This window comes from Chryseobacterium sp. (assembly GCF_022869225.1).
In the GTDB taxonomy this organism is placed as follows: Bacteria; Bacteroidota; Bacteroidia; order Flavobacteriales; family Weeksellaceae; genus Chryseobacterium.
Genome location: NZ_JALIHL010000001.1, coordinates 3,635,287 through 3,655,643, shown reverse-complemented (window position 1 = coordinate 3,655,643; position 20,357 = coordinate 3,635,287). Strand labels below are relative to the sequence as shown.

Below are 20,357 nucleotides of genomic sequence, written 5' to 3'. Positions count from 1 at the left end.
TTTATTTTTTTAAAACTTATTATTCAATACAATTTCAGAAACACTTTTTCCCTGTGGAATCATCGGAAATACATTGTGTTCCTTTCCTGTCATGACCTCAAGAAGAAAAGCTCCTTTATGATCAAGCATTTCATGGAGTGCATTTTCCAGGTCTTCTCTATGAGCCACTTTATTTCCCGGAATACCATATCCTTTTGCCACCTGTACAAAATCGGGACTCTGAATATCTACGGAAGAATACCGTTCCTCGTGAAACAGCTCCTGCCATTGCCTTACCATCCCCAGGTAACAGTTATTAAGGATCAGGATTTTAACATGAGGCCGGTACTGCATAATGGTTCCCAGCTCCTGAATATTCATCTGAGCGCCTCCATCTCCCATGATGGCAATGATTGGACGTTTACGTTCTGCATACGAAGCCCCTACAGCAGCAGGAAGACAGAATCCCATGGTTCCCAATCCGCCACTTGTGATATTGGTACGGGAATTCTTAAAATGTGAATACCGGCATGCAGCCATCTGATGCTGCCCCACATCTGTTACAATCACGGCCTCTCCTCCTGTTATCTCATTGAGACGGCGAATGACCTCTCCCATTGTAATTTCGCCTTCTTCAGGATACAATTCATGATTGATCAGTTGGGTACTTTCAATTTTAAAACAATCTTTAAACCTTGTATGCCATTCCGGATGTTCATTGTTTCCAATCCTTTCTGTAAGGAGTGGCAGCGTCTGCTTACAGTTTCCAAGAACCGGTACATCCACTTTTACATTTTTATTGATTTCTGCTTTATCAATATCCAGATGGATGATTTTTGCCTGTTTTGCATACTGGTCCAATCTTCCTGTAACACGGTCGTCAAAGCGCATCCCGACAGCAATAAGGACATCACATTCGTTGGAGAGTATGTTTGGGCCGTAGTTTCCGTGCATGCCCACCATCCCTACGGCCTGAGGGTGATCTGTGGGGATCGCACTCATTCCCAATACAGTCCAGGCAACCGGAATTCCGGATTTTTCGGCAAACTGCAGAAATTCTTTTTCTGCTTTCCCCAGCATAATCCCCTGTCCTGCAATTATAAGCGGCTTCTTTGCTTCATTAATGAGCGCTGCCGCTTTTTCTATATTTTCCATGGAGGGAACAGGGTCCGGTTTATAGCTTCTCAATGAATAACATGATGAATAGCCTTTATAGAGGGCAGTCTGCAGTTGGGCATTTTTTGTAACGTCAATCAGTACCGGTCCCGGGCGTCCTGATCTTGCAATATAAAATGCCTTAGCCAGTACTTCCGGGAGTTCGTTGGCATCGGTTACCTGATAATTCCATTTGGTAACAGCGCTTGTGATGTTCATCACATCAATTTCCTGAAAAGCATCAGTTCCCAGAAGATGCTCAAAGACCTGTCCTGTAATGCAGACAACAGGCGTATTATCCAATAAAGCATCTGCTAATCCTGTGACAAGATTGGTCGCTCCCGGTCCGCTGGTAGCCAATACGACCCCTACATCTCCTGAGACTCTTGCAAGGCCCTGCGCCGCATGCACTGCTGCCTGCTCATGGCGTACCAGAATATGTTCCAGTTTTCCCTGATAATCATAAAGGGCATCATAAATAGGGATGATGGCACCTCCCGGATATCCGAAAACCGTTTTTACTCCTTCCTGAAGAAACGCTTCAAGTATGATCCGACTTCCGCTAAGTTCTGTTCCTTTCGATAAATTAAAATCCTTCATGATGTAATTATTGTGAGATTTCGTCCGTTACGCAGCCTTCAGCAGCTGATGATACGGTTAGTGCATATTTGTAAAGCAATCCTTTCTGTACTGCAAGGGGTGGTTTTTTCCATCCTTGTTTTCTTCTTTCAATCTCTTCGTCTGAAACCTTAAGCTGTATGGTATTATTCACGGCATCTATTTCGATAAGATCATTATCTTTTACAAAAGCAATCAGGCCTCCTTCATAGGCTTCGGGGGTAATATGTCCCACTACAAAACCATGTGTTCCCCCACTAAACCGACCATCTGTAATCAAAGCCACACTGTTTCCCAGGCCGGCTCCAATCAAGGCACTTGTAGGTTTCAGCATTTCCGGCATTCCCGGAGCTCCTTTAGGCCCTTCATTACGAATGACAATAACATCGCCGTGTTGTACCGTTCCGTCTTTAATTCCTTTGATGAGGTTTTTCTCGCCATCAAATACCCTTGCTTTTCCTATAAAACGTTCTCCTTCTTTGCCGGTGATCTTTGCAACACTTCCCTTTTCAGCAAGGTTGCCATACAGTATTCTCAAATGGCCTGTAGCTTTTACCGGTTCCGATAAAGGCTTTATAATTTTCTGTCTGCTAAAATCCAATCCCTGAACATTTTCCAGATTTTCAGCCAGTGTTTTTCCCGTAACCGTAAGGCAGTCACCATGCAGCAGCCCCTGTTCCAACAAATATTTCATTACTGCAGGTATGCCTCCATGATCATGCAAATCCTGCATCAGGTATTTCCCACTGGGCTTAAGGTCTGCGAGCACCGGCGTACAGTCACTCATCTTTTGAAAGTCATCCTGAGTAAGAGCTACCCCTACACTTTTGGCCATCGCTATAAAATGCAGTACAGCATTTGTACTTCCTCCAAGGATAACAATAAGACGGAGTGCATTTTCAAAAGCTTTACGGGTCATAATATCCGAAGGCTTAATATCCTTTTCCAGCAATATCTTCAGATACTTTCCTGCTTCATGGCACTCCTTCTTTTTCTCATCACTCAAAGCGGGATTGGAGGAAGAATACGGAAGGCTCATTCCTAATGCCTCTATGGCAGAGGCCATAGTATTGGCTGTATACATTCCGCCACAGGCTCCTGCTCCGGGACAAGAGTTTTTAACGACTCCATCAAAGTCTTCTTCGGAGATCTCTCCGGCAATTTTTTTACCCAGGGCCTCAAATGCAGAAACAATATTAAGCGGTTCCCCTTTATAACATCCGGGAGCTATAGTACCGCCATACACCATAATCGACGGCCTGTTCAGCCTTCCCATCGCCATAATGGTTCCCGGCATATTTTTGTCACAGCCCGGCAGTGCAATCAGTCCGTCATAATACTGTGCTCCGCAGATCGCTTCAATACTGTCGGCAATGACATCACGGCTTACCAGTGAATAACGCATTCCATCTGTACCGTTACTCATCCCGTCACTTACTCCTATCGTGTTAAATATCAGTCCTGCCAACCCGTGATCCCAGGTTCCTTTCTTTACCATTCTCGCGAGGTCGTTGAGGTGCATATTACAGGTATTTCCGTCATAGCCCATACTGGCAATTCCGACCTGGGCCTTGTGCATATCTTCTTCTGTAAAGCCTATCCCGTACAACATTGCTTTTGCGGCGGGCTGTTCACTGTTTTGTGTGAATGTTTTTGAATATTTATTTAACATATTATCCTGCATTTGCTGTTCTTTTCATCTCTTTAAAATGAAGTTTTTTATTTAATTTTGATCCAAAACTACAGCTTGTAATATTCTTTTCATTTTCAACTTTTCTGAAAACTACAATATTCAACCGTTTGGAAAATAGACATATATATATGATAATCAGATATTTAAATCATAAAAATTTACAATAACAGAACTCTTACAAGTTTCAAATAGGCCTGCTGTACTTTTTCACTTGCGGTATCTTCCCAGTTTCTGGTAAAAGGAACACCATCCAGTGAATCCAGAGCGACGATTTCTGCAGCTGTACCACAGAAAAAAGCGGCATCCGCGCCACGCATTTCTTCTGGTTTAAAAAATGTTTCTTTTACAGGAATATCAAGTTCATTACAGATCTCCATAACCGTTTGTCTTGTGATTCCCGGAAGAATACTTCCTTTGGCCGGGGTGAACAGCACTCCGTCTTTTTCGTAGAAAACATTGGCTCCCGAGCTCTCGGCAACATTTCCGTTTTCATCCAATACCAGCGCTTCGTCATAGCCTTTATCCTTGGCATCCTGGCAAGCCAGTATAGAGTTCACATAATGCCCTCCTACTTTGGCTTCAACTTTAAAAGCCTTAGGATTAGGCCGTTGAAAAGGGGAAGTCATAATTTTCATTTTGTCTGCCAGATACCCGTTATTCCATTCCCAGGCCAGCAGGGACAGATAAGATTTTTGCCCTTTTGAAAGAGACATATTGGGGGAACAGGTAACCAGCGGACGGATATAAGCATCCGAAAATCCATTGCGGTCTAAAAGTTCATAAGTAAGCTCTGTAAGCTGCTCCACTGAATAATCAAAAGGAATATGCATCAGCTCTGCCGATCTTCTTAGCCTTTCGTAGTGTTCCTGAGCTTTAAAAATTCTGGTTCCATGGCCGGTACTGTAAGATTTGATCCCTTCAAAAACAGAATAGCCATAGTGAAGCGATTGTCCGTAAAGATCCGTTCCCGCTTCCTTTGCCTTCATGAAATTTCCATCAAAATAGATGACCGTGTCGTCGTTGTAATACATGTTATAGTGGTTAAAAAATTAACAAAATGGAATAAAAAAAGCCCTCTCAGCATGTGAGAGGGCCCAATATATGTACAGTCATACACTTTCCTTCTCACAGACGCAAGGGAATAATAATGACGATGATAATTACTGCTAATAACTGATACATATTCTGTACAAATAAAAAATTAAAACAAAAAAGCCGTTTCATATATGAAACGGCTTATATATAATTTAAATTAAAATCTATTCTAAAATGCCGCTTCCTTACTGTTGCTAATGACAACAGCAGTAATAGAAATGACCATAATATTTTTCTGATTCGTAAAATTCATACTGCAAATGTATAAACTTTTTAATTCCTCGCAAATTTTTTTACACTTTTTATTTTTTTCGTAAAAACTGCATAAGAGTTTCCTTTGCTTCAGCTACCTCATGAACCCTTAGAATCTTTGCTCCCTGTTCCAAAACTTTCAGGTGAAGTTTTTGAGTTTCCTCATTGATGTCCAAAGGAGATTTCCCAAGAGGCTTATAGATAAATGATTTTCTGGAAATGCCTATTAACAGGGGAAATCTTCCCCATCCAAGGTATTCAACCTCATTGATCATTTTCATCTGGTCATCCACCGTTTTTCCAAAACCAAAACCAGGGTCAAGAATCACATCATTCACCCCTTTTTCTAAGAGCTTACTGACCTTTTCAGAAAAATATCGGTTGACTTCCAGTGTAATGTCTTCAAACCTGATTTTATCATGCATGGTTTTGTATGACGGATTGACATGCATTAAGATGTAAGGAAGCCTTGTTTCAGCGGCTGTATCAAACATTTTATCATCATACTGACCTCCCGAAATATCATTGATCATATCAATTCCTTCATTAAAACCAAACTTTACGGTTTCAGCATAAAAAGTATCCAGGGAAATCAATGCTTCAGGAAATTCTTTTTTGATCTGAGAAATTATATTTCCTATCCTTCCGATCTCTTCTTCACTCGTTAGAAACTCAGCATTCGGGCGTGTTGACTGCGGACCAATATCAATGATTTCTGCCCCTTCCGCCAACAATTTTCCGGCATGTACCAATGCTTGCTTCTCATTATTGAACTTTCCTCCGTCAGAAAAAGAATCGGGAGTTAGGTTTAGGATTCCCATGATTTTTGGAGTATCCAATTGTACTAAACGGCCATTGCAATTCACTGAGTACGTTGGAGTGCTGGAGTGTTTGAGAGTCTGAGTGTTTGAGAGCATAAGAATCTATAAATGATGAATGATTTTGTATCCTGCAAAATTAGGAACTATTTGGGAATTGAGAGTAAGGAATAAAGAGAAAAAGAGATTGGGGGTTAGGATATTAGATATCAGATGTCAGATGTCAGATGTCAGATGTCAGACTACTGAGGTTGAGGTATAGCTTTAGATGTTATAGAGTCAAGAGTCAAGAGCCAAGGGCCAAGAGTCAAGATTCAAGATTTAAGATTTAAGAAAAACAAAGACAGAAACATGCCGTATGGAGACTAGAGACGGAATATCTACCTTGAGCTTTCCCCAACATTCATCCTTAAAACTCTCTCACCAAAAATTCTGCTACCTAAAAGCTAATTCGTATATTTGGAAGATTAAGAAAATTTATGCTAAAAACATCAGTACAATTCGAGAAAATTATCAGTCAGTGCCGTGATCTTTTCAGTAAAAAATTACAGGATTATGGTGCAGCATGGAGGGTTTTGAGACCGAGTTCCATTACGGATCAGATTTATATCAAAGTCAACAGAATCCGTACGCTTCAGATGACTGATAAAAAAATGGTAGATGAAAGTGAGGAAGAGGAATTTATCGCAATTGTCAACTATTCTATTATAGGCCTTATCCAGCTTGAGAAAGGTCTTTCCAATGATTTTAATGAAAATAAAGAAGAAATTCTGGGTCTGTATGATCAATATGCCAATGAAGCCAAAGCGCTGATGGAAAGAAAAAACCATGACTATGGCGAGGCCTGGAGAGATATGAGAATCTCTTCAATCACAGATCTTATCTACCAGAAAGTACTGAGAACCAAGCAAATTGAAGACAACCAAGGGAAAACAATTGTTTCTGAAGGGCTTGATGCCAACTACTTCGACATGCTGAACTATGCTGTTTTCTGTCTTATCAAATTCTCTGAAAAAGAAAATCAATTCGAACCCAAAACTATTTAATATGATCAAAGGTTTATTACGCTTTATTATTGCTGTCATTTTTATCCTTTCAGGATTTGTAAAAGCTGTGGATCTGGTAGGATTCTCTTTCAAAATGGAAGAATATTTTTCTCCCGCTGTTTTCAACATGCCGTTTTTTGAAAAATTCGCCCTGCTGTTTTCTATTATAGTCGTTGTACTGGAACTTTTCCTTGGATTTATGCTTCTGCTGAAATTAAAGCTTAAATTTACCTTGTCCGCATTAATAGCACTTTGTGTGTTCTTTGGATTCCTTACATTTTATTCCGCTTATTTCAATGTCGTGACAGACTGTGGCTGCTTTGGAGATGCGATCAAATTTACCCCTTGGCAAAGTTTCTTTAAAGATGTTGCCCTTTTGCTGGGACTGATCATTTTATTTTTGCTTTACAGAAAAGAATTCAGAAAAAAAGAGGCTTACAGCAGTACCCCAAAAGAATCTTCGGGTAAATTTAAATATTACCTGTTAGGGGCTTTTGCTCTGGTAATGATCTACATTATGGCACAGGGAATTATGCATGAACCGATCATTGATTTCCGGGATTATAAAATCGGAACGGATATTAAAGGAGAAAAAGAAAAAATCAACAAAAACCCTTCTGAATACAAGACTTTTTATTCTCTTAAAAATCAGAAAACCGGAGAAGTTTTAAAGGTCAACCAAGATGATTATATCAAAGAAACCAAGTACTGGGCAGAAGGTTCTTCATGGAAAATAGAGGAAGGAAAAAATGAATCTGTCCTGGTAAAGGAAGGATATAAATCTGAGATCGTTAAATTCAAAATCGAGGATCCTACGGGAATGGAGCTTACTGAAGAGATCATTAAGGCTCCCAAAGCCATTTTGGTATTCTCTTACCATCCAAAAGAGGTCCCAGCTGATCTGCTTCAAAAAGTGGAAGCTAAAGTAAATGCTCAAAAAGGGGCTCTGATCTATGGCGTTTCTACTGATCAGAATACATTTAAAACCATTAAAAATACGATGATGGACGGAACTGCCATCAAAACCATTGCAAGAAGCAATCCTTTTGTATTGATTCTTGAAAACGGAAAAATTGTAGATAAACAGCCTGCCAAAGATTATATTAACTAACAATCTCAAGACAATGGACCAGAATTTCAATTATATTAATGATCATTATATTACAGAAGAGGAATTGTGTAGTCTAACAGATATTACGAAAGACGAACTGGCAGCCCTTATTCAAAATCAACTGGTACCCCAGCCTTCTTATGTTATTACCCGAAGTATTAAAATTACATCACCTCTTAATGATAAATTTCAAAGTGAAATTACAGAAAAGTACTTCAGTAAAAATTGTATTTCCCTGATTAAAAAGAATAAAGACCTGCAGGATACGCATCAGTATAAAGAAGAATTCAAAGAAAAATTCATTCAAAATCTGACGGAACATCCTGATAAAAATTTTGCTTATGGTAATATTTTCAAAGACAGCATTCCTGATCCTGAAAAATTAAACGAAGCATTTGAAAGTGAATGGTCTGCCTATTGTGATGGAATATATGGGATTTGTACCCTGAACTCCACTGAAGAGGAAATTGTAAAAAAAGAAATCGCAGTTAAAAAATTAATACAGTTCAACACTCTGTTTTCTAAACAAATGCTCGCGCCAGTTGAACTGGCCGAATTGATGAAGTTGAATGAGGAATTCAATGAAGTGGCACAGAAATTTGCCCCTTATCAAAGGAGCTCCAGCAGCAGGGGTAAATACCTTGATCAAATTTTAGAAAATAATAATTTAAATTATTTAGTAAAAAAATATTAAACATGCAAAAATCAAATAAATCTATCGCCGGTTATCATTTATTAATGATCCTTTCTTCTATAGACGGAGAATTTGCTCCTGAGGAAGGAATGCTGGTACAGCAATATTTAGCGGATGAGTTTCCATTCAGAATGAACCTTGACAATGAGCTTGAAACCCTGGCTCTTTTACAGCCTGAAGAATGGAAAGATCACTTTGAGTTTCATGCACGATGTTTCCTAGATGATTCTACAGAAGATGAGCGTGTCAAATTTGTTCAATTCGCAAAATCATTGATCAAAGCAGACAATAAGGTAACCGAAGAAGAACATACGTTTTATATTCTTCTGAAAAAACTTTGGGGATTAGCATAACCACCGATCCAACATCAAAAAACGGCCATGAAAAAAATTTATTTAGGATTATTAGTAATGAGTGCATCTACATTTCAGTCTCAGCAATTTCCGGATATGAAAGCTCCTGTAGCAGAAAAACAGGAACATATCAGAGAAATCCATGGTGATAAGGTTAATGACCCTTATTACTGGATGATTGATTATTTTAAAAAAGGAAAAGATTCTACCAAAGTTGTTGACTATCTGAAGGCCGAAAACAGCTACTGGGAAGGCATGATGAAAGATACTGAACCTTTCAGGGAAAAGCTGTTCCAGGAAATGAAAGCCAGAATCAAGGAAAAGGATGAATCTGTACCTGTTTTTAAAGACGGATATTACTATTACAGCCGTACAGAGACCGGAAAGCAATATTTTAAATACTGCAGAAAAAAAGGCAGCCTTACCGCTCCTGAAGAAATTCTACTGGATATAGACCAGCTTGCTGAGGGACATCCCTATTATGCTGCTTCAGGCTTCAGCATCAGTCCGGACAACAATAAGATGATCTATGGTGTGGATGATGTTTCCAGAAGACAGTATAAATTATTTTTAAAGGATTTATCCACCGGAAAAACAACGGAACTCGGAATTAAAAATACAACGGGTTCAGCCGCATGGGCCAATGATAATAAAACCATCTTCTATACTTCAAAAAATCCTGAAACTCTTTTAACGGAAAAAATTTTCAGACATACCTTGGGAACAGATTCTTCCAAAGATGTTCTGGTATATGAAGAGAAAGATAAAACCAACTATATTGGAGTCAGCAAATCTAAGAATCAAAAATTCATTATGATTGATTCCCAGGCTACAACTTCTTCCGAGACCAGATATCTGGATGCAAATGATCCTAACGGCACTTTTAAAGTCTTTCAGCCCAGAATCAAGGATGTTCTGTATGATGTGACTCCTTTGGAAGACAAGTTTCTGATCACGACGAATAAAGATGCGCTAAACTTTAAAGTGGTAGAAACCCCTTTAAACAAAACCGGTATTGAAAACTGGAAAGACTTTGTACCGCACAGAAAAGATGTTCTGATGCAGGGAATTACTGAGTTTAAAAACTATCTTGTTTTCAACGAAAGACAGAACGGGCTTTCCCAGCTCGTCATCTACGACAGAAAAACCGGAAAAAAAGAATCTCTGAAGTTTGATGAACCGGCATATACTGTGTATTCATCGGGTAATCCTGAATACAATACGGATAATTTCCGTTTCGGTTATACTTCGATGATCACACCGAACTCTCAGTATGAACAAGACTTAAAAACCGGAAAAAGAACTTTATTAAAGCAGCAGGAAGTTCTGGGCGGCTACAATAAAGATAACTATACTACCGAAAGACTTTTTGCGACAGCAAAGGACGCTACTCAAATCCCGATCTCTGTTGTTTATAAAAAAGGATTCAGGAGAGACGGAAGCAGTCCGCTGCTGCTGTATGCTTACGGTTCTTACGGAAGCTCAATGGATGCTACTTTCAACAGCAACAGGCTCAGTCTTTTAGACAGAGGTTTTGCCTATGCCATTGCCCACATCCGCGGAGGCCAGGAAATGGGAAGACAGTGGTATGAAGACGGGAAAATGATGAAAAAGAAAAATACATTTACCGATTTCATTGATGCCGGAGAATATTTAGTGAAAGAAAAATATACCTCACCAAAACATTTGTATGCACAAGGCGGAAGCGCCGGAGGACTTTTAATGGGAGCTATCGCCAATATGAGCCCTAACTTATGGAACGGAGTCATCTCGCAGGTTCCGTTTGTAGATGTTGTCAATACAATGCTTGATACCAGTATTCCGCTAACAACCAATGAGTATGACGAATGGGGCAATCCTAACCATAAGGAGGCTTATTTCTATATGAAATCTTACTCTCCGTATGAAAATATAGAAAAGAAAAACTATCCTAATTTATTGGTAACAACAGGTCTTCATGATTCTCAGGTACAATATTTTGAGCCGGCTAAATGGGTGGCTAAGCTGAGAGATATGAAAACAGATAAGAATGTATTATTATTAAAAACAGATATGGATTACGGCCATGGCGGTGCTTCGGGAAGATTTGATTATCTGAAGGATATTGCTTTGGTGTATGCCTTTATGTTTAAACTGGAAGGAATTAACAAGTAATAATAAAGCTCGCAGATTCCGCAGATTTATCATAAAACCTACAAAACGGATTTGATTAAAAATCAGCGAGAGATAAAAGAATAGAAAATAAATCAATATATAAATCTTATGAGAAGAAAAATAGTTGCAGGCAACTGGAAAATGAACAAAAATGTAATTGATGCACAACAATTAATGATTCAGTTACTAAGCTATAAAAACAATGCTAACACAAACTGCGAAGTTTGGATCGCTCCACCGGCTTTATATTTAATGATGGCAAAAGACATCTTTGAAAAAGATGAAATCGGGGTATTTTCTCAGGATATGAGCGAGCATGAGAGTGGAGCTTATACAGGTGAAATTTCTGCAGACATGTTAGAGTCTATCGATGCCAACGGGTCATTGATCGGTCACTCCGAAAGAAGACAGTATCATGGTGAAACTGATTCTCACTGCAACAGAAAAATCAAATTAGCACTTGATAAGGGTCTTATTCCTGTCTATTGCAATGGGGAAACTCTTGAGCAGAGAAAAGCTGGTCAGCACTTTGAGGTGGTAAAAAACCAGACTGAAGTAGCATTATTCACGCTTTCTGCTGAAGAAATCAAGAAAGTGGTGATTGCTTATGAGCCGGTTTGGGCTATTGGTACAGGGGAAACAGCTACTCCAGAGCAGGCTCAGGAAATCCATGCCCATATCAGAAGTATCATTGCTGCAAAATACGGTCAGGAAGTCGCTGATGAGGTTTCTATCCTTTACGGAGGGTCTGTAAAACCAGACAATGCCAAGGAAATTTTCTCACAGCCTGATATAGACGGAGGTTTGATCGGCGGAGCTGCTTTGAAATTAGAGGATTTCTCTAAAATTATTGAAGCTTTTAATTAATAAAGAGATGTGATGTTTTGGCTAAAGCCAATGGAATATATTATTTTTGGAAACGGGCTAAAGCCCGCTTCTATTGATGTAAATGAGATACATAAAATAAAAACGGCGGAAATAAATTCCGCCGTTTTCTTTAAAAAAAAATCTAATTATTGAATATCGACTACATACATAGTTCCTTTGTCTACCTTCCCTGTTTTAGGAAGAATTTTAGCTTTGGGGTTTCCGTTTCCGTCATCCACCACTCCAAAATCATCATCATTGAAAACAGCCAGTTTATTATTTCCCAAATAAACAATTCCCTCGAACTTATCATGTTCATACCCCAGTTTTGAAACCAGATCCACTGCCAATTTTTTAGAAACAGATTTTATCCCTGCATTGGTAATTTCATCCCAGCTGCTCTGTTCTAAAGCTTTATTATTGATTTTCATTCCGTCTGCTGCTGCAATATCTGTTCCGTTAACATCAGTAGCTCCGGCCAGGTTGATTCTGTATACTTTTTTAATACCGCCCTGTGATCCGAAATTACCGTCTCTTTCAATCACCAAGAATTCATTATTCCCAATCGCTGTAATATCGCAGACTGAGTCGGAAGCACCGCCGTCCTGCCTGTATAAAAACTGTTTGGTCTGCCCGGTAATAATATCGAATGTTACAATTCTTGTCAACGTGGTATTGGTGGCTAATGCTTTAGTCGGAACATACATCATTGACTGTATTGTTCCTACCAATGTTCTGCCGTCAGGTGTAATGCAAAGTCCTTCCATTCCTCTGTTGGCTCTTCTTTTAGCCAACACAGCAGGCAGTTTTCTGGTCCCCGTATTCACTCCGACCGGGCTTATTCTTTCCAATTCCACCCCTTCTGCACTGTAATGAACGATATGGGGACCATATTCATCCGAAACCCAGAAGGTACCATCTGCCGCTGCTACAAGACTCTCACTGTCCAGACCATATTGATCTGTTCCCAAGACATTTCCTGATGCATCATAGGCTACCTCCCCGGTACTTCCCATTCCTACAGGATTTGGAAGTCCTGTGATAGGCTGGCCGGATGGATTTTTAAGTTTAATATATTTAATCACCTCAATATTTCCTTCTGCATTGATTTTAAAATGCATGATGGTGGGCGTAAAATTAGGGGCTAGGAATTTTTTACCGCTCAGATAATCTGTATTCGGACCACGGTCTGTAATGACATAAAATTCACCTTTTCTTTGAGGATGAGCTGCTGCTCCGGAACCGAATCCGCCATTGATCACGTCTACTCCATTTACTGTTGCCAATGTGGAAAAAGGAAATTCCTGTGGAAGTTTAGAATAATTGATATCCTGGGTATTGATATTGTCGTCATCTTTACACGATGCCAACGCCGTTAATACCAACACAGATAATAGCAGTTTTTTCATATTCTCTTTTATGGCTGCGAAAGTATAAATTGATTATAAACTAATCTTGAATACAATGATAATTCTATTTTAACAATAAAAACAATTGTATTAACTTAATATAAACAAAAAATAATCAGGATTAAATTAAAAAACACAATACTATAACCCAATTATTGATCAGATTAAAAATTAAGCATATAATTCACAAAATACAACACTAAAATTTATATGATATATTTGCAGCGTTTTAAGGCTGAACACTGTTCATTAATAGGGAATCAAGTGAGGAAATCATTCAATTCTTGGGCTGTACCCGCAACTGTAAGCTGTTTCACTTATAGCAAAATAACACCACTGGACCCATCATCCGGGAAGGTCTGCTATAAGATGCGAGCCAGGAGACCTGCCTTACATCCATTTTAACGTCAGGAATACAGATCATCGATTTTTTTCCTGCAGATAAGTTTCGGGAATAAAACTTTAATTTAATTATATCATGAGAAAAATCTATTTTTTTTTCTTACTGCTTTTTATGCAGTTTTTATCTGCCCAATTCACAGAAAACGACATTAGGTTTTGGGTAGGAACAGGATCAAAGAAGGCCTATTTCATTGCAGATTTCAACGATGGCAAGACGCCTGCTTCTTATGTCTGGGGATACCGTTTTGATTCGGATGGACTAACCATGGAAGATATGATCAATGCCATTGCAGCAGCAGAACCCAAAATAGAAGTGGAAATCCCTTCCGGCTTCTTTTACAGCTTTAATTACAACCACCATATTCCCGATATGAATAATGATTATTGGTTTACCTGGTCAGGACCAAGCCAGGGAAATATGGCATGGAATAACGGAGTAAGTGATCCTCTCATCGATGGAAAATGGTACGGAGCATCTTATGGCTACGATAATGCGGATGATCCTCCTTCCCTTCCTGTTACTGCCTATGGCTCCAACTGGTTTGCTGCCTCCCAGATCACCCACTGGATCGGAACCGGCAGTAACAAAAGTCTTGTGGTGATTGATTTTGGAACAGATAATACAAACGGTGCCGCCGATTCTTTTGTTTTTGGAATTCAATACAACGGAAGTATTACTGCTGAACAGGCGCTGCAGCTCATTCAGACCCAAACCTCTTATTTTAATTTTACGTCAGCAAATAACCAGATTTCTACGCTATCACTGAATACCTTTAGCGGCAGTACTTCGGGATCGGATACCTGGAAATTATATCAGGGAAAAGACCTTTCAAGCTGGCAAAAAAAGACAGGCCTTTCTCAGCTTCAGCTCAGCAACAATGACTGGCTGGGTTTAAGTTTTGGACAAAGAAGGCCATTTATTCCTGTAGAAGCAGCTTCAACACTGGGTATTTCTTCTGCTTATAAAAAAACATTTAAAATTTATCCTAATCCGGCAAGTGATTTTATCAGGATTGAAACGTCTGAAAAAGTTCAGGATGTAATTATTTATTCTTCTTTAAGACAGAAAGTGATGACTTCTCAAGCAACTACAATTGATATTCACTCTTTGAATCCAGGGCTTTATTTTGTTGAGGTCAAAACTGCAGGCGGATCAACATTATATAAAATATTAAAGAAGTAGATCATAAACCACCACCCCCAATCTGCGATTTGGCACCTCTACGGAGGAGGAGAATTCTCGCTCTATTCCAGTATCATAGAAAACCGGAATACATCAGGCCGGATTCCTGCAGAAATCGAAGTTTCGTCAGAGTTAACAGCACACCATACCTAAAGAAAAATATCAGATCTTAGGTACTTAAGAGTTAAAAAACGGTTGTGGTTCTCGTGGTTATCAACAAAAAAACGCACCGGACCGGTGCGTTTTTTATCGATGGTTTACATCAATTATTTTTTCTCTGTTGATCTCTGTAAAACCTCATCTACCATTCCGTAGCCTTTAGCTTCTTCAGAAGTCATCCAATAGTCTCTATCAGAAGATTTCTCAACCCACTCATACGTCTGCCCTGAGTGGTGTCCAATGATTTCATAAAGCTCCTGCTTTAATTTCAACATCTCTCTCAGGTTGATCTCCATATCAGAAGCAACTCCCTGAGCACCTCCGGACGGCTGGTGGATCATCACTCTTGAATGCTTAAGAGCAGAACGCTTTCCTTTTTCTCCGGCCACTAATAATACAGCTCCCATGGAAGCAGCCATACCTGTACAGATGGTTGCCACATCCGGCTTGATAATCTGCATCGTGTCATAAATTCCCAAACCGGCATACACACTGCCACCAGGAGAGTTGATATAGATCTGGATATCTTTGGATGGATCTGCACTTTCCAGGAACAAAAGCTGTGCTGTAACGATATTGGCTACCTGATCATCAATTCCTGTTCCCAGGAAGATGATTCTGTCCATCATCAAACGTGAGAAAACGTCCATTTGAGCAACGTTTAGTCTTCTTTCCTCCATGATGTACGGTGTAAGATTCGTTGGGCCATACATTCCCATATACTGATCGGTAACCAGACCGTTGTTTCCTAAATGTTTTACAGAGAAATCTCTGAATTCTTTTTTAATGTCCATATTTCTATTATGTATTATTTAAACAAATATTTTCAAAGTTTAAATTACAATATTTATTCCTAAAATTTTATAAGACTTTTTGTCACAGAATAGGAAAATTTTTGTCCATAAACTATCTTTTTCTATTGATATAGATCCCCTTAATCGGTGAATATTCAATGATATTGCTCAGCCGTATGGAAGCCTGTTTCAGCAAAGTGATTTTTTTGATCAGCTCGTAATATTTTACTTCATCACTGTTGCTGTATTGGTCTAGTTCTTTGGCGGTTTCTTTGATCAAATAATCGATATACCTGTATTTGTGCAGTAAAACATCACCTTTCACCTGGTCCGCCACCTTATCTCCGTAATTGGGAGGATAAATATTTCGGGAAGCCCAGTTTTCAAGCTCATCCAGAGGGATCAACGCATCTACAACCTTCGATGTAATTTCCTCGTCCATAAAAGATACAAAAAAGTTTCCGCTTCTGAGTTCTTCTTTTTGAATCCCTTCCCGAACCTGATTGATAATGATTTCATTTTCTTTAACCAAAAATACATACTGCTCTTCTTCAAAATGATGAAGAATCTCTTCAATCACAGTGATCTGATACTCCTCATTATTCTCATTTTTACGTTTCAGAACAATATCTCCAAACATCAGCATATGATCTACCAACTTATTCTCCATAAATAAGACATCATACAGAAATGGATCTTCCTTTTCCTGATCCAAAGGCACAATCTCCATTTTTGGAAGAGCCTTTTCTTTCTGGTGCTGGACATGTTGGGTCTGATTCTGAGTGATCTGCTTCTGAACATCCAATTCATTGAAAAGGCTCTGCTCTGAAAGCCCGAATTTATTGGAAACTTCTTTAAGGTATACTTCCCTTTTCAGGGCATTTTGCACAAAAGAAACAGATTTTACAATATCCCGTATGGCTTCTGCCTTCTTAATAGGATCATTTTCAACATCTCTTAACAGGATCTCGGCCTTAAAGTCGATAAAATCCATCGCTTCATTTTCGATGTATTTTTCTACATATTCCTGTGGATGTTTCCGGGCAAAAGAATCCGGGTCGTCTCCATCCGGAAAAAGCAGTACCCGGATATTCATTCCTTCCGTCAACAGCATATCAATGCTTCGGAAACTGGCTTTGATTCCTGCATTATCTCCATCGAAAAGAATGGTTACGTTTTCCGTAAGCCTTTTGATCAGCTTGATCTGTTCCGTGGTCAGGGAAGTTCCGGAACTTGCCACTACGTTTTCAATCCCGGACATATGCAGGGAAATCACATCCATATATCCTTCCACCAAAAGACAGGCGTTCTTTCTTGAGATAGCCTGTTTGCTCTGGTTTAATCCGTAAAGAACATTTGATTTATGATAAATCTCAGTCTCCGGAGAGTTGAGATACTTTGCTGTTTTAACATTGTTCTTAAGGATCCTTGCGCCAAAGCCCAGTACTCTTCCTGAAAAACTGTGGATGGGAAAAATAACCCTTTCCCGGAACCGGTCTACTCCTGCCGGGGCATTTTCCGGGAAAATAGAAAGTCCCGATTTTTCCAGAATTTCTTTTGAATATCCTTTTTCCAGGGCATATGCCGTAAAGGCATTTTTCTTTTCCGGAGAATATCCGAGCTGAAATTTCTTGATGATATCGTCCTTAAGCTCTCTTTCTTTAAAGTAAGAAAGCCCGATGCTTCTTCCGTCTTCAGCACTCCAAAGAATCTCCTGAAAATAATTATTGGCAACCTCATGGATTTTATACAGCAGATCTTTTTCCGTCTGTGCATTTTTAGCCTCTTCAGAGATCTCCCGCTGATCTTCTTCTATTTCAATTCCATACTTCTTAGCGGCATGGCGAAGGGCCTCAGGATAGGTGAAATTTTCAATCTCCATCAGGAAAGAAATGGCAGTTCCTCCTTTTCCCGTTGAGAAATCCTTCCAGATCTGCTTACTGGCAGAAACTACAAAACTCGGCGTCTTCTCATCATGGAACGGACTGAGCCCCTTGTAATTAGACCCCGCTCTTTTCAACTGCACATATTCCCCCACAATCTCTTCTACCCTGATTGTGGAGAATATTTTATCTATGGTCTGCTTAGAAATCATAGGGTAAAATTAAGTATTTAGTTTGAAGAAAAAAATTCACAAAAAAAGAATAGCTGTAAATCAATTCTTTAAAAATGTTGAATGAATTAAAGAAATGATCAGTTAGCATGCGATACTTATTTACAGGCCGTACAATATTTCAGGATCTTTGATAAAAAAACCGACTGAAAGAGATCAGTCGGCTTTTTTTGAGAGAAAAAATGAACTTGTGATAAGATTATTGATACAATAGTAGTTCTATAAAATTGTTATTGGTTTTAATTTCTTGTTCTGCCTGTTTCTCTAAATTTCTAATGATATCACTCTGCTTTATTTCTTCGCCGTTCCAATTTAAACTCGCCTGAACGCCTGAATTTAAAAATATATTTTTCACATTCGCAGAAGGATCTTTCCTGTACTCTTTCCAAATCTTATTAAATTTTTGTTCCGTAATAAGAGCTTTCTTATCATTATTCAATGCATTCCCCGAGGAAATATTTTTCTTAATTCCTATCAATTTGAAAATATGATCACCTTTAGTATCTTGAATTTCTAAAATTAACCCTGGCAAACCATAAAAACAATAAGGCCCATCCGGGAATGGAATTTCAGTGGAGAACCAGGCAATCCAATTTCTTCCCCCAAAAGAAGCCGTAGCTTTTTGAACGGTATAATTTTTTATTATTTTCTGATTGGGAAGGATACTCCAGTTTATTTGAGTATTTCTCCCTATCGTACATCTTTTTTCTCCTATTTTATTCTGTAAATAGGTTTTATATTCGGGGTATTCCTTTTCAACGGAAAATTTAACTTTAGACTTATTCTGAAAATTCGAAAAGTTATATTCTTTACGATGTAAAGAGGATACTTTTTGGATTTGGACACTTTTTAAAGAGTCATACACATACTTTGGATAGCTGTAAAAATGAGATCCCTTTTTCCATATATCCAAAAACATCACTTCCTTTTCCTGTTTTTCTCTATCTAAAGAATCAATCTTATAGGTATACTCGTAAGCAATTCTTGTATTCTGCCCAAAATACAAGGAACAGAATAAAAAGCATATTAGGATTTTCATATTATTCCCATTCATATTTTTTTTCAATACCATTTCTTTTTGGTGAATCAATACTTATTACAACTCCATTATTGAGATTGGATGTCAGTCTTTTTACTTCTTCCCAATCTTTCTCATCTTGTAAACGGATAAATTCTCTATAGGAAATTGTTTTTTTATCAGGAAATGCTAACACCATATCCTCAGGAATATTAAGTTCAATACTCTCAGCCTTCCATGAATTAACATGATTATTATCTTCTCCAATCTCTAAAATCACTCCTGATAAGCCATAAAATTTATATGGTCCGACAGCAAATGGCAAGTCAGGGGCATAAAAGGCTGTTATCTTGCTTCCTCTAAACTTTGCCGTTGCTTTTTTACAAATATATGCTCCGATTTTCTTCGTGTCAGTATAATTTGTATTCCAGACAATTTTTGGAAGTTCATCTGTGATCCAGTAAGAATGATCATCAATATATTCATTAATAACAACTGTTTGAGTTAAAGAAGATTTATAATATTTTGCTTTTTGCTTATTTATCTTCCCTAATATTTCAATATTGTTATCATCTACCTTCAATTTACCTGTACCAGCCTTAGACATCATCGAATCTCTTATACTCAATGCATTATTTCCTGATAGGTATAACTTCAGCTATTAACAAATTTACAGGATTTACATAAGTATATTTAATATGTACATTTTGGGACTGTACAAAAAATACAACTAATAAACTTAGAAATAAAAAAAGTTTATTCTTCATTTGAACTTGCTTATAAAAAATTATTAAAAACTGAGGATTAGCTCATCCTGATAAGACTAAAATACAAACTAGATACATAGAAAGTAGAATATTCAACCCATACACTAAAAAAAAATCAGTTCAATGAAAAACATGAATATATTTCCTATTTTAAACCAAAAACAGTATTAATAATCGAAAAAACCACGAAAAATAAATTACCTGATATTTTTAAAAAACAGTAATTTTGACTCAAATTTGACACATGGAAATACACTCCTTAAACGAATGGCAGAATATGGTGGATGAAATTCTTCCTAAACTAAAGTATAACATCCTTTTACTCAAAGGAAATTTGGGAGCCGGTAAAACTACTTTTACCCAGTTTCTGCTTAAAAATCTGGGAAGTACAGATGAGGTCAGCTCCCCTACTTATTCTATTGTCAACGAATACAGCACCTCCAAAGGAAAAGTATATCATTTTGACCTTTACCGCTTAAAAAGCATTGAAGAAGTCTATGATATCGGTATTGAAGAATACCTGGACAATTCTTTTTTATGCATCATTGAATGGCCGGAAGTCTATGAAGAGGAGCTTTACGGGCTCAACTACCACACAATGAGTATCATGAACAACGGTGAGAGCAGAGAAGTTTCATTCGATTAAATATTATGTATCTTTGCTTCTTAATTCAGTA

17 protein-coding genes and 1 riboswitch are annotated in these 20,357 nt (G+C 38.3%); of the genes, 8 read left to right on the top strand and 9 right to left on the bottom strand.

The features are described 5' to 3' along the window. Positions 1-9: 9 nt before the first annotated feature. The 4 genes from ilvB to folP form a co-directional block, all read right to left on the bottom strand. The gene (gene ilvB, locus MUW56_RS17115) at positions 10-1,734 is read right to left on the bottom strand and encodes a biosynthetic-type acetolactate synthase large subunit (protein ID WP_292014325.1); all 1,725 of its coding nucleotides are present in this window, start codon (positions 1,732-1,734) and stop codon (positions 10-12) included. A gap of 7 nt (positions 1,735-1,741) precedes the next feature. Beyond that, positions 1,742-3,436, bottom strand: coding sequence for a dihydroxy-acid dehydratase (gene ilvD, locus MUW56_RS17110; protein WP_292014324.1), 1,695 nt, complete (start codon positions 3,434-3,436; stop codon positions 1,742-1,744). A 167-nt stretch (positions 3,437-3,603) separates the two neighbouring features. Continuing rightward, positions 3,604-4,476 carry a branched-chain-amino-acid transaminase gene (ilvE, locus tag MUW56_RS17105; RefSeq protein ID WP_292014323.1) on the bottom strand — a complete coding sequence of 291 codons (873 nt, stop codon included), beginning with the start codon at positions 4,474-4,476 and terminating at the stop codon, positions 3,604-3,606. A gap of 366 nt (positions 4,477-4,842) precedes the next feature. Next, positions 4,843-5,613 carry a dihydropteroate synthase gene (gene folP / locus MUW56_RS17100; protein ID WP_292014322.1) on the bottom strand — a complete coding sequence of 257 codons (771 nt, stop codon included), beginning with the start codon at positions 5,611-5,613 and terminating at the stop codon, positions 4,843-4,845. Between the two features lie 476 nt (positions 5,614-6,089). Between folP and MUW56_RS17095 the strand changes: the two genes are divergently transcribed. The 6 genes from MUW56_RS17095 to tpiA all read left to right on the top strand — a co-directional run bounded on the left by MUW56_RS17095 (position 6,090) and on the right by tpiA (position 11,835). Beyond that, positions 6,090-6,656 (top strand): DUF1599 domain-containing protein, encoded by a 567-nt coding sequence (locus MUW56_RS17095; protein ID WP_292014321.1) that lies wholly within the window; start codon positions 6,090-6,092, stop codon positions 6,654-6,656. A gap of 1 nt (position 6,657) precedes the next feature. After that, positions 6,658-7,767, top strand: coding sequence for a BT_3928 family protein (locus MUW56_RS17090; RefSeq protein ID WP_292014320.1), 1,110 nt, complete (start codon positions 6,658-6,660; stop codon positions 7,765-7,767). A gap of 13 nt (positions 7,768-7,780) precedes the next feature. Then, positions 7,781-8,461 (top strand): DUF6058 family natural product biosynthesis protein, encoded by a 681-nt coding sequence (locus MUW56_RS17085; RefSeq protein ID WP_292014319.1) that lies wholly within the window; start codon positions 7,781-7,783, stop codon positions 8,459-8,461. Positions 8,462-8,463: 2 nt separating this feature from the next. Beyond that, positions 8,464-8,814 carry a TerB family tellurite resistance protein gene (locus MUW56_RS17080; RefSeq protein WP_292014318.1) on the top strand — a complete coding sequence of 117 codons (351 nt, stop codon included), beginning with the start codon at positions 8,464-8,466 and terminating at the stop codon, positions 8,812-8,814. 27 nt (positions 8,815-8,841) lie between these two features. Further along, positions 8,842-10,968, top strand: coding sequence for a S9 family peptidase (locus MUW56_RS17075; RefSeq protein ID WP_292014317.1), 2,127 nt, complete (start codon positions 8,842-8,844; stop codon positions 10,966-10,968). 108 nt (positions 10,969-11,076) lie between these two features. Then, entirely contained in the window at positions 11,077-11,835 is a 759-nt protein-coding gene (gene tpiA, locus MUW56_RS17070; protein ID WP_292014316.1) for a triose-phosphate isomerase, read from the top strand. A gap of 146 nt (positions 11,836-11,981) precedes the next feature. Here tpiA and MUW56_RS17065 read toward each other — a convergent pair whose 3' ends face one another. Beyond that, positions 11,982-13,244 carry an esterase-like activity of phytase family protein gene (locus MUW56_RS17065; protein WP_292014315.1) on the bottom strand — a complete coding sequence of 421 codons (1,263 nt, stop codon included), beginning with the start codon at positions 13,242-13,244 and terminating at the stop codon, positions 11,982-11,984. A 215-nt stretch (positions 13,245-13,459) separates the two neighbouring features. Further along, positions 13,460-13,652, top strand: a riboswitch (cobalamin riboswitch). Between the two features lie 70 nt (positions 13,653-13,722). Here MUW56_RS17065 and MUW56_RS17060 point away from each other — a divergent pair. Beyond that, complete coding sequence (locus MUW56_RS17060; RefSeq protein WP_292014314.1) at positions 13,723-14,829, top strand: T9SS type A sorting domain-containing protein; 1,107 nt, start codon at positions 13,723-13,725, stop codon at positions 14,827-14,829. A 266-nt stretch (positions 14,830-15,095) separates the two neighbouring features. Here the strand turns inward: MUW56_RS17060 and clpP are convergent, their stop codons facing one another. The 4 genes from clpP to MUW56_RS17040 form a co-directional block, all read right to left on the bottom strand. Then, positions 15,096-15,782 carry an ATP-dependent Clp endopeptidase proteolytic subunit ClpP gene (gene clpP, locus MUW56_RS17055; RefSeq protein WP_027373257.1) on the bottom strand — a complete coding sequence of 229 codons (687 nt, stop codon included), beginning with the start codon at positions 15,780-15,782 and terminating at the stop codon, positions 15,096-15,098. Positions 15,783-15,894: 112 nt separating this feature from the next. Further along, positions 15,895-17,877: a DNA primase gene (gene dnaG, locus MUW56_RS17050; RefSeq protein WP_292014313.1), complete on the bottom strand. Its 1,983-nt coding sequence runs from the start codon at positions 17,875-17,877 to the stop codon at positions 15,895-15,897. Between the two features lie 217 nt (positions 17,878-18,094). Continuing rightward, on the bottom strand, positions 18,095-18,934 hold the full coding sequence (locus MUW56_RS17045) for a GLPGLI family protein (RefSeq protein WP_292014312.1): 840 nt from the start codon (positions 18,932-18,934) through the stop codon (positions 18,095-18,097). Position 18,935: 1 nt separating this feature from the next. Then, complete coding sequence (locus tag MUW56_RS17040; RefSeq protein ID WP_292014311.1) at positions 18,936-19,523, bottom strand: GLPGLI family protein; 588 nt, start codon at positions 19,521-19,523, stop codon at positions 18,936-18,938. A 401-nt stretch (positions 19,524-19,924) separates the two neighbouring features. On the opposite strand from MUW56_RS17040, the gene tsaE reads away from it, so the two are divergent. Then, a complete protein-coding gene (tsaE, locus tag MUW56_RS17035) occupies positions 19,925-20,326 on the top strand; it encodes a tRNA (adenosine(37)-N6)-threonylcarbamoyltransferase complex ATPase subunit type 1 TsaE (protein ID WP_292014310.1) in 402 nt (133 codons plus the stop codon). Positions 20,327-20,357 lie beyond the last annotated feature (31 nt).

Bases quoted from the DNA above. Each gene is read 5' to 3' on its own strand.
- MUW56_RS17090 (WP_292014320.1), top strand. From the start codon at position 6,658: ATGATCAAAGGTTTATTACGCTTTATTATTGCTGTCATTTTTATCCTT.
- ilvE (WP_292014323.1), bottom strand. From the start codon at position 4,476: ATGTATTACAACGACGACACGGTCATCTATTTTGATGGAAATTTCATG.
- MUW56_RS17065 (WP_292014315.1), bottom strand. From the start codon at position 13,244: ATGAAAAAACTGCTATTATCTGTGTTGGTATTAACGGCGTTGGCATCG.
- tsaE (WP_292014310.1), top strand. From the start codon at position 19,925: ATGGAAATACACTCCTTAAACGAATGGCAGAATATGGTGGATGAAATT.
- MUW56_RS17095 (WP_292014321.1), top strand. From the start codon at position 6,090: ATGCTAAAAACATCAGTACAATTCGAGAAAATTATCAGTCAGTGCCGT.
- MUW56_RS17045 (WP_292014312.1), bottom strand. From the start codon at position 18,934: ATGAAAATCCTAATATGCTTTTTATTCTGTTCCTTGTATTTTGGGCAG.
- MUW56_RS17080 (WP_292014318.1), top strand. From the start codon at position 8,464: ATGCAAAAATCAAATAAATCTATCGCCGGTTATCATTTATTAATGATC.
- ilvD (WP_292014324.1), bottom strand. From the start codon at position 3,436: ATGCAGGATAATATGTTAAATAAATATTCAAAAACATTCACACAAAAC.
- dnaG (WP_292014313.1), bottom strand. From the start codon at position 17,877: ATGATTTCTAAGCAGACCATAGATAAAATATTCTCCACAATCAGGGTA.
- tpiA (WP_292014316.1), top strand. From the start codon at position 11,077: ATGAGAAGAAAAATAGTTGCAGGCAACTGGAAAATGAACAAAAATGTA.
- clpP (WP_027373257.1), bottom strand. From the start codon at position 15,782: ATGGACATTAAAAAAGAATTCAGAGATTTCTCTGTAAAACATTTAGGA.
- MUW56_RS17085 (WP_292014319.1), top strand. From the start codon at position 7,781: ATGGACCAGAATTTCAATTATATTAATGATCATTATATTACAGAAGAG.
- folP (WP_292014322.1), bottom strand. From the start codon at position 5,613: ATGGGAATCCTAAACCTAACTCCCGATTCTTTTTCTGACGGAGGAAAG.
- ilvB (WP_292014325.1), bottom strand. From the start codon at position 1,734: ATGAAGGATTTTAATTTATCGAAAGGAACAGAACTTAGCGGAAGTCGG.
- MUW56_RS17075 (WP_292014317.1), top strand. From the start codon at position 8,842: ATGAAAAAAATTTATTTAGGATTATTAGTAATGAGTGCATCTACATTT.
- MUW56_RS17040 (WP_292014311.1), bottom strand. From the start codon at position 19,523: ATGATGTCTAAGGCTGGTACAGGTAAATTGAAGGTAGATGATAACAAT.
- MUW56_RS17060 (WP_292014314.1), top strand. From the start codon at position 13,723: ATGAGAAAAATCTATTTTTTTTTCTTACTGCTTTTTATGCAGTTTTTA.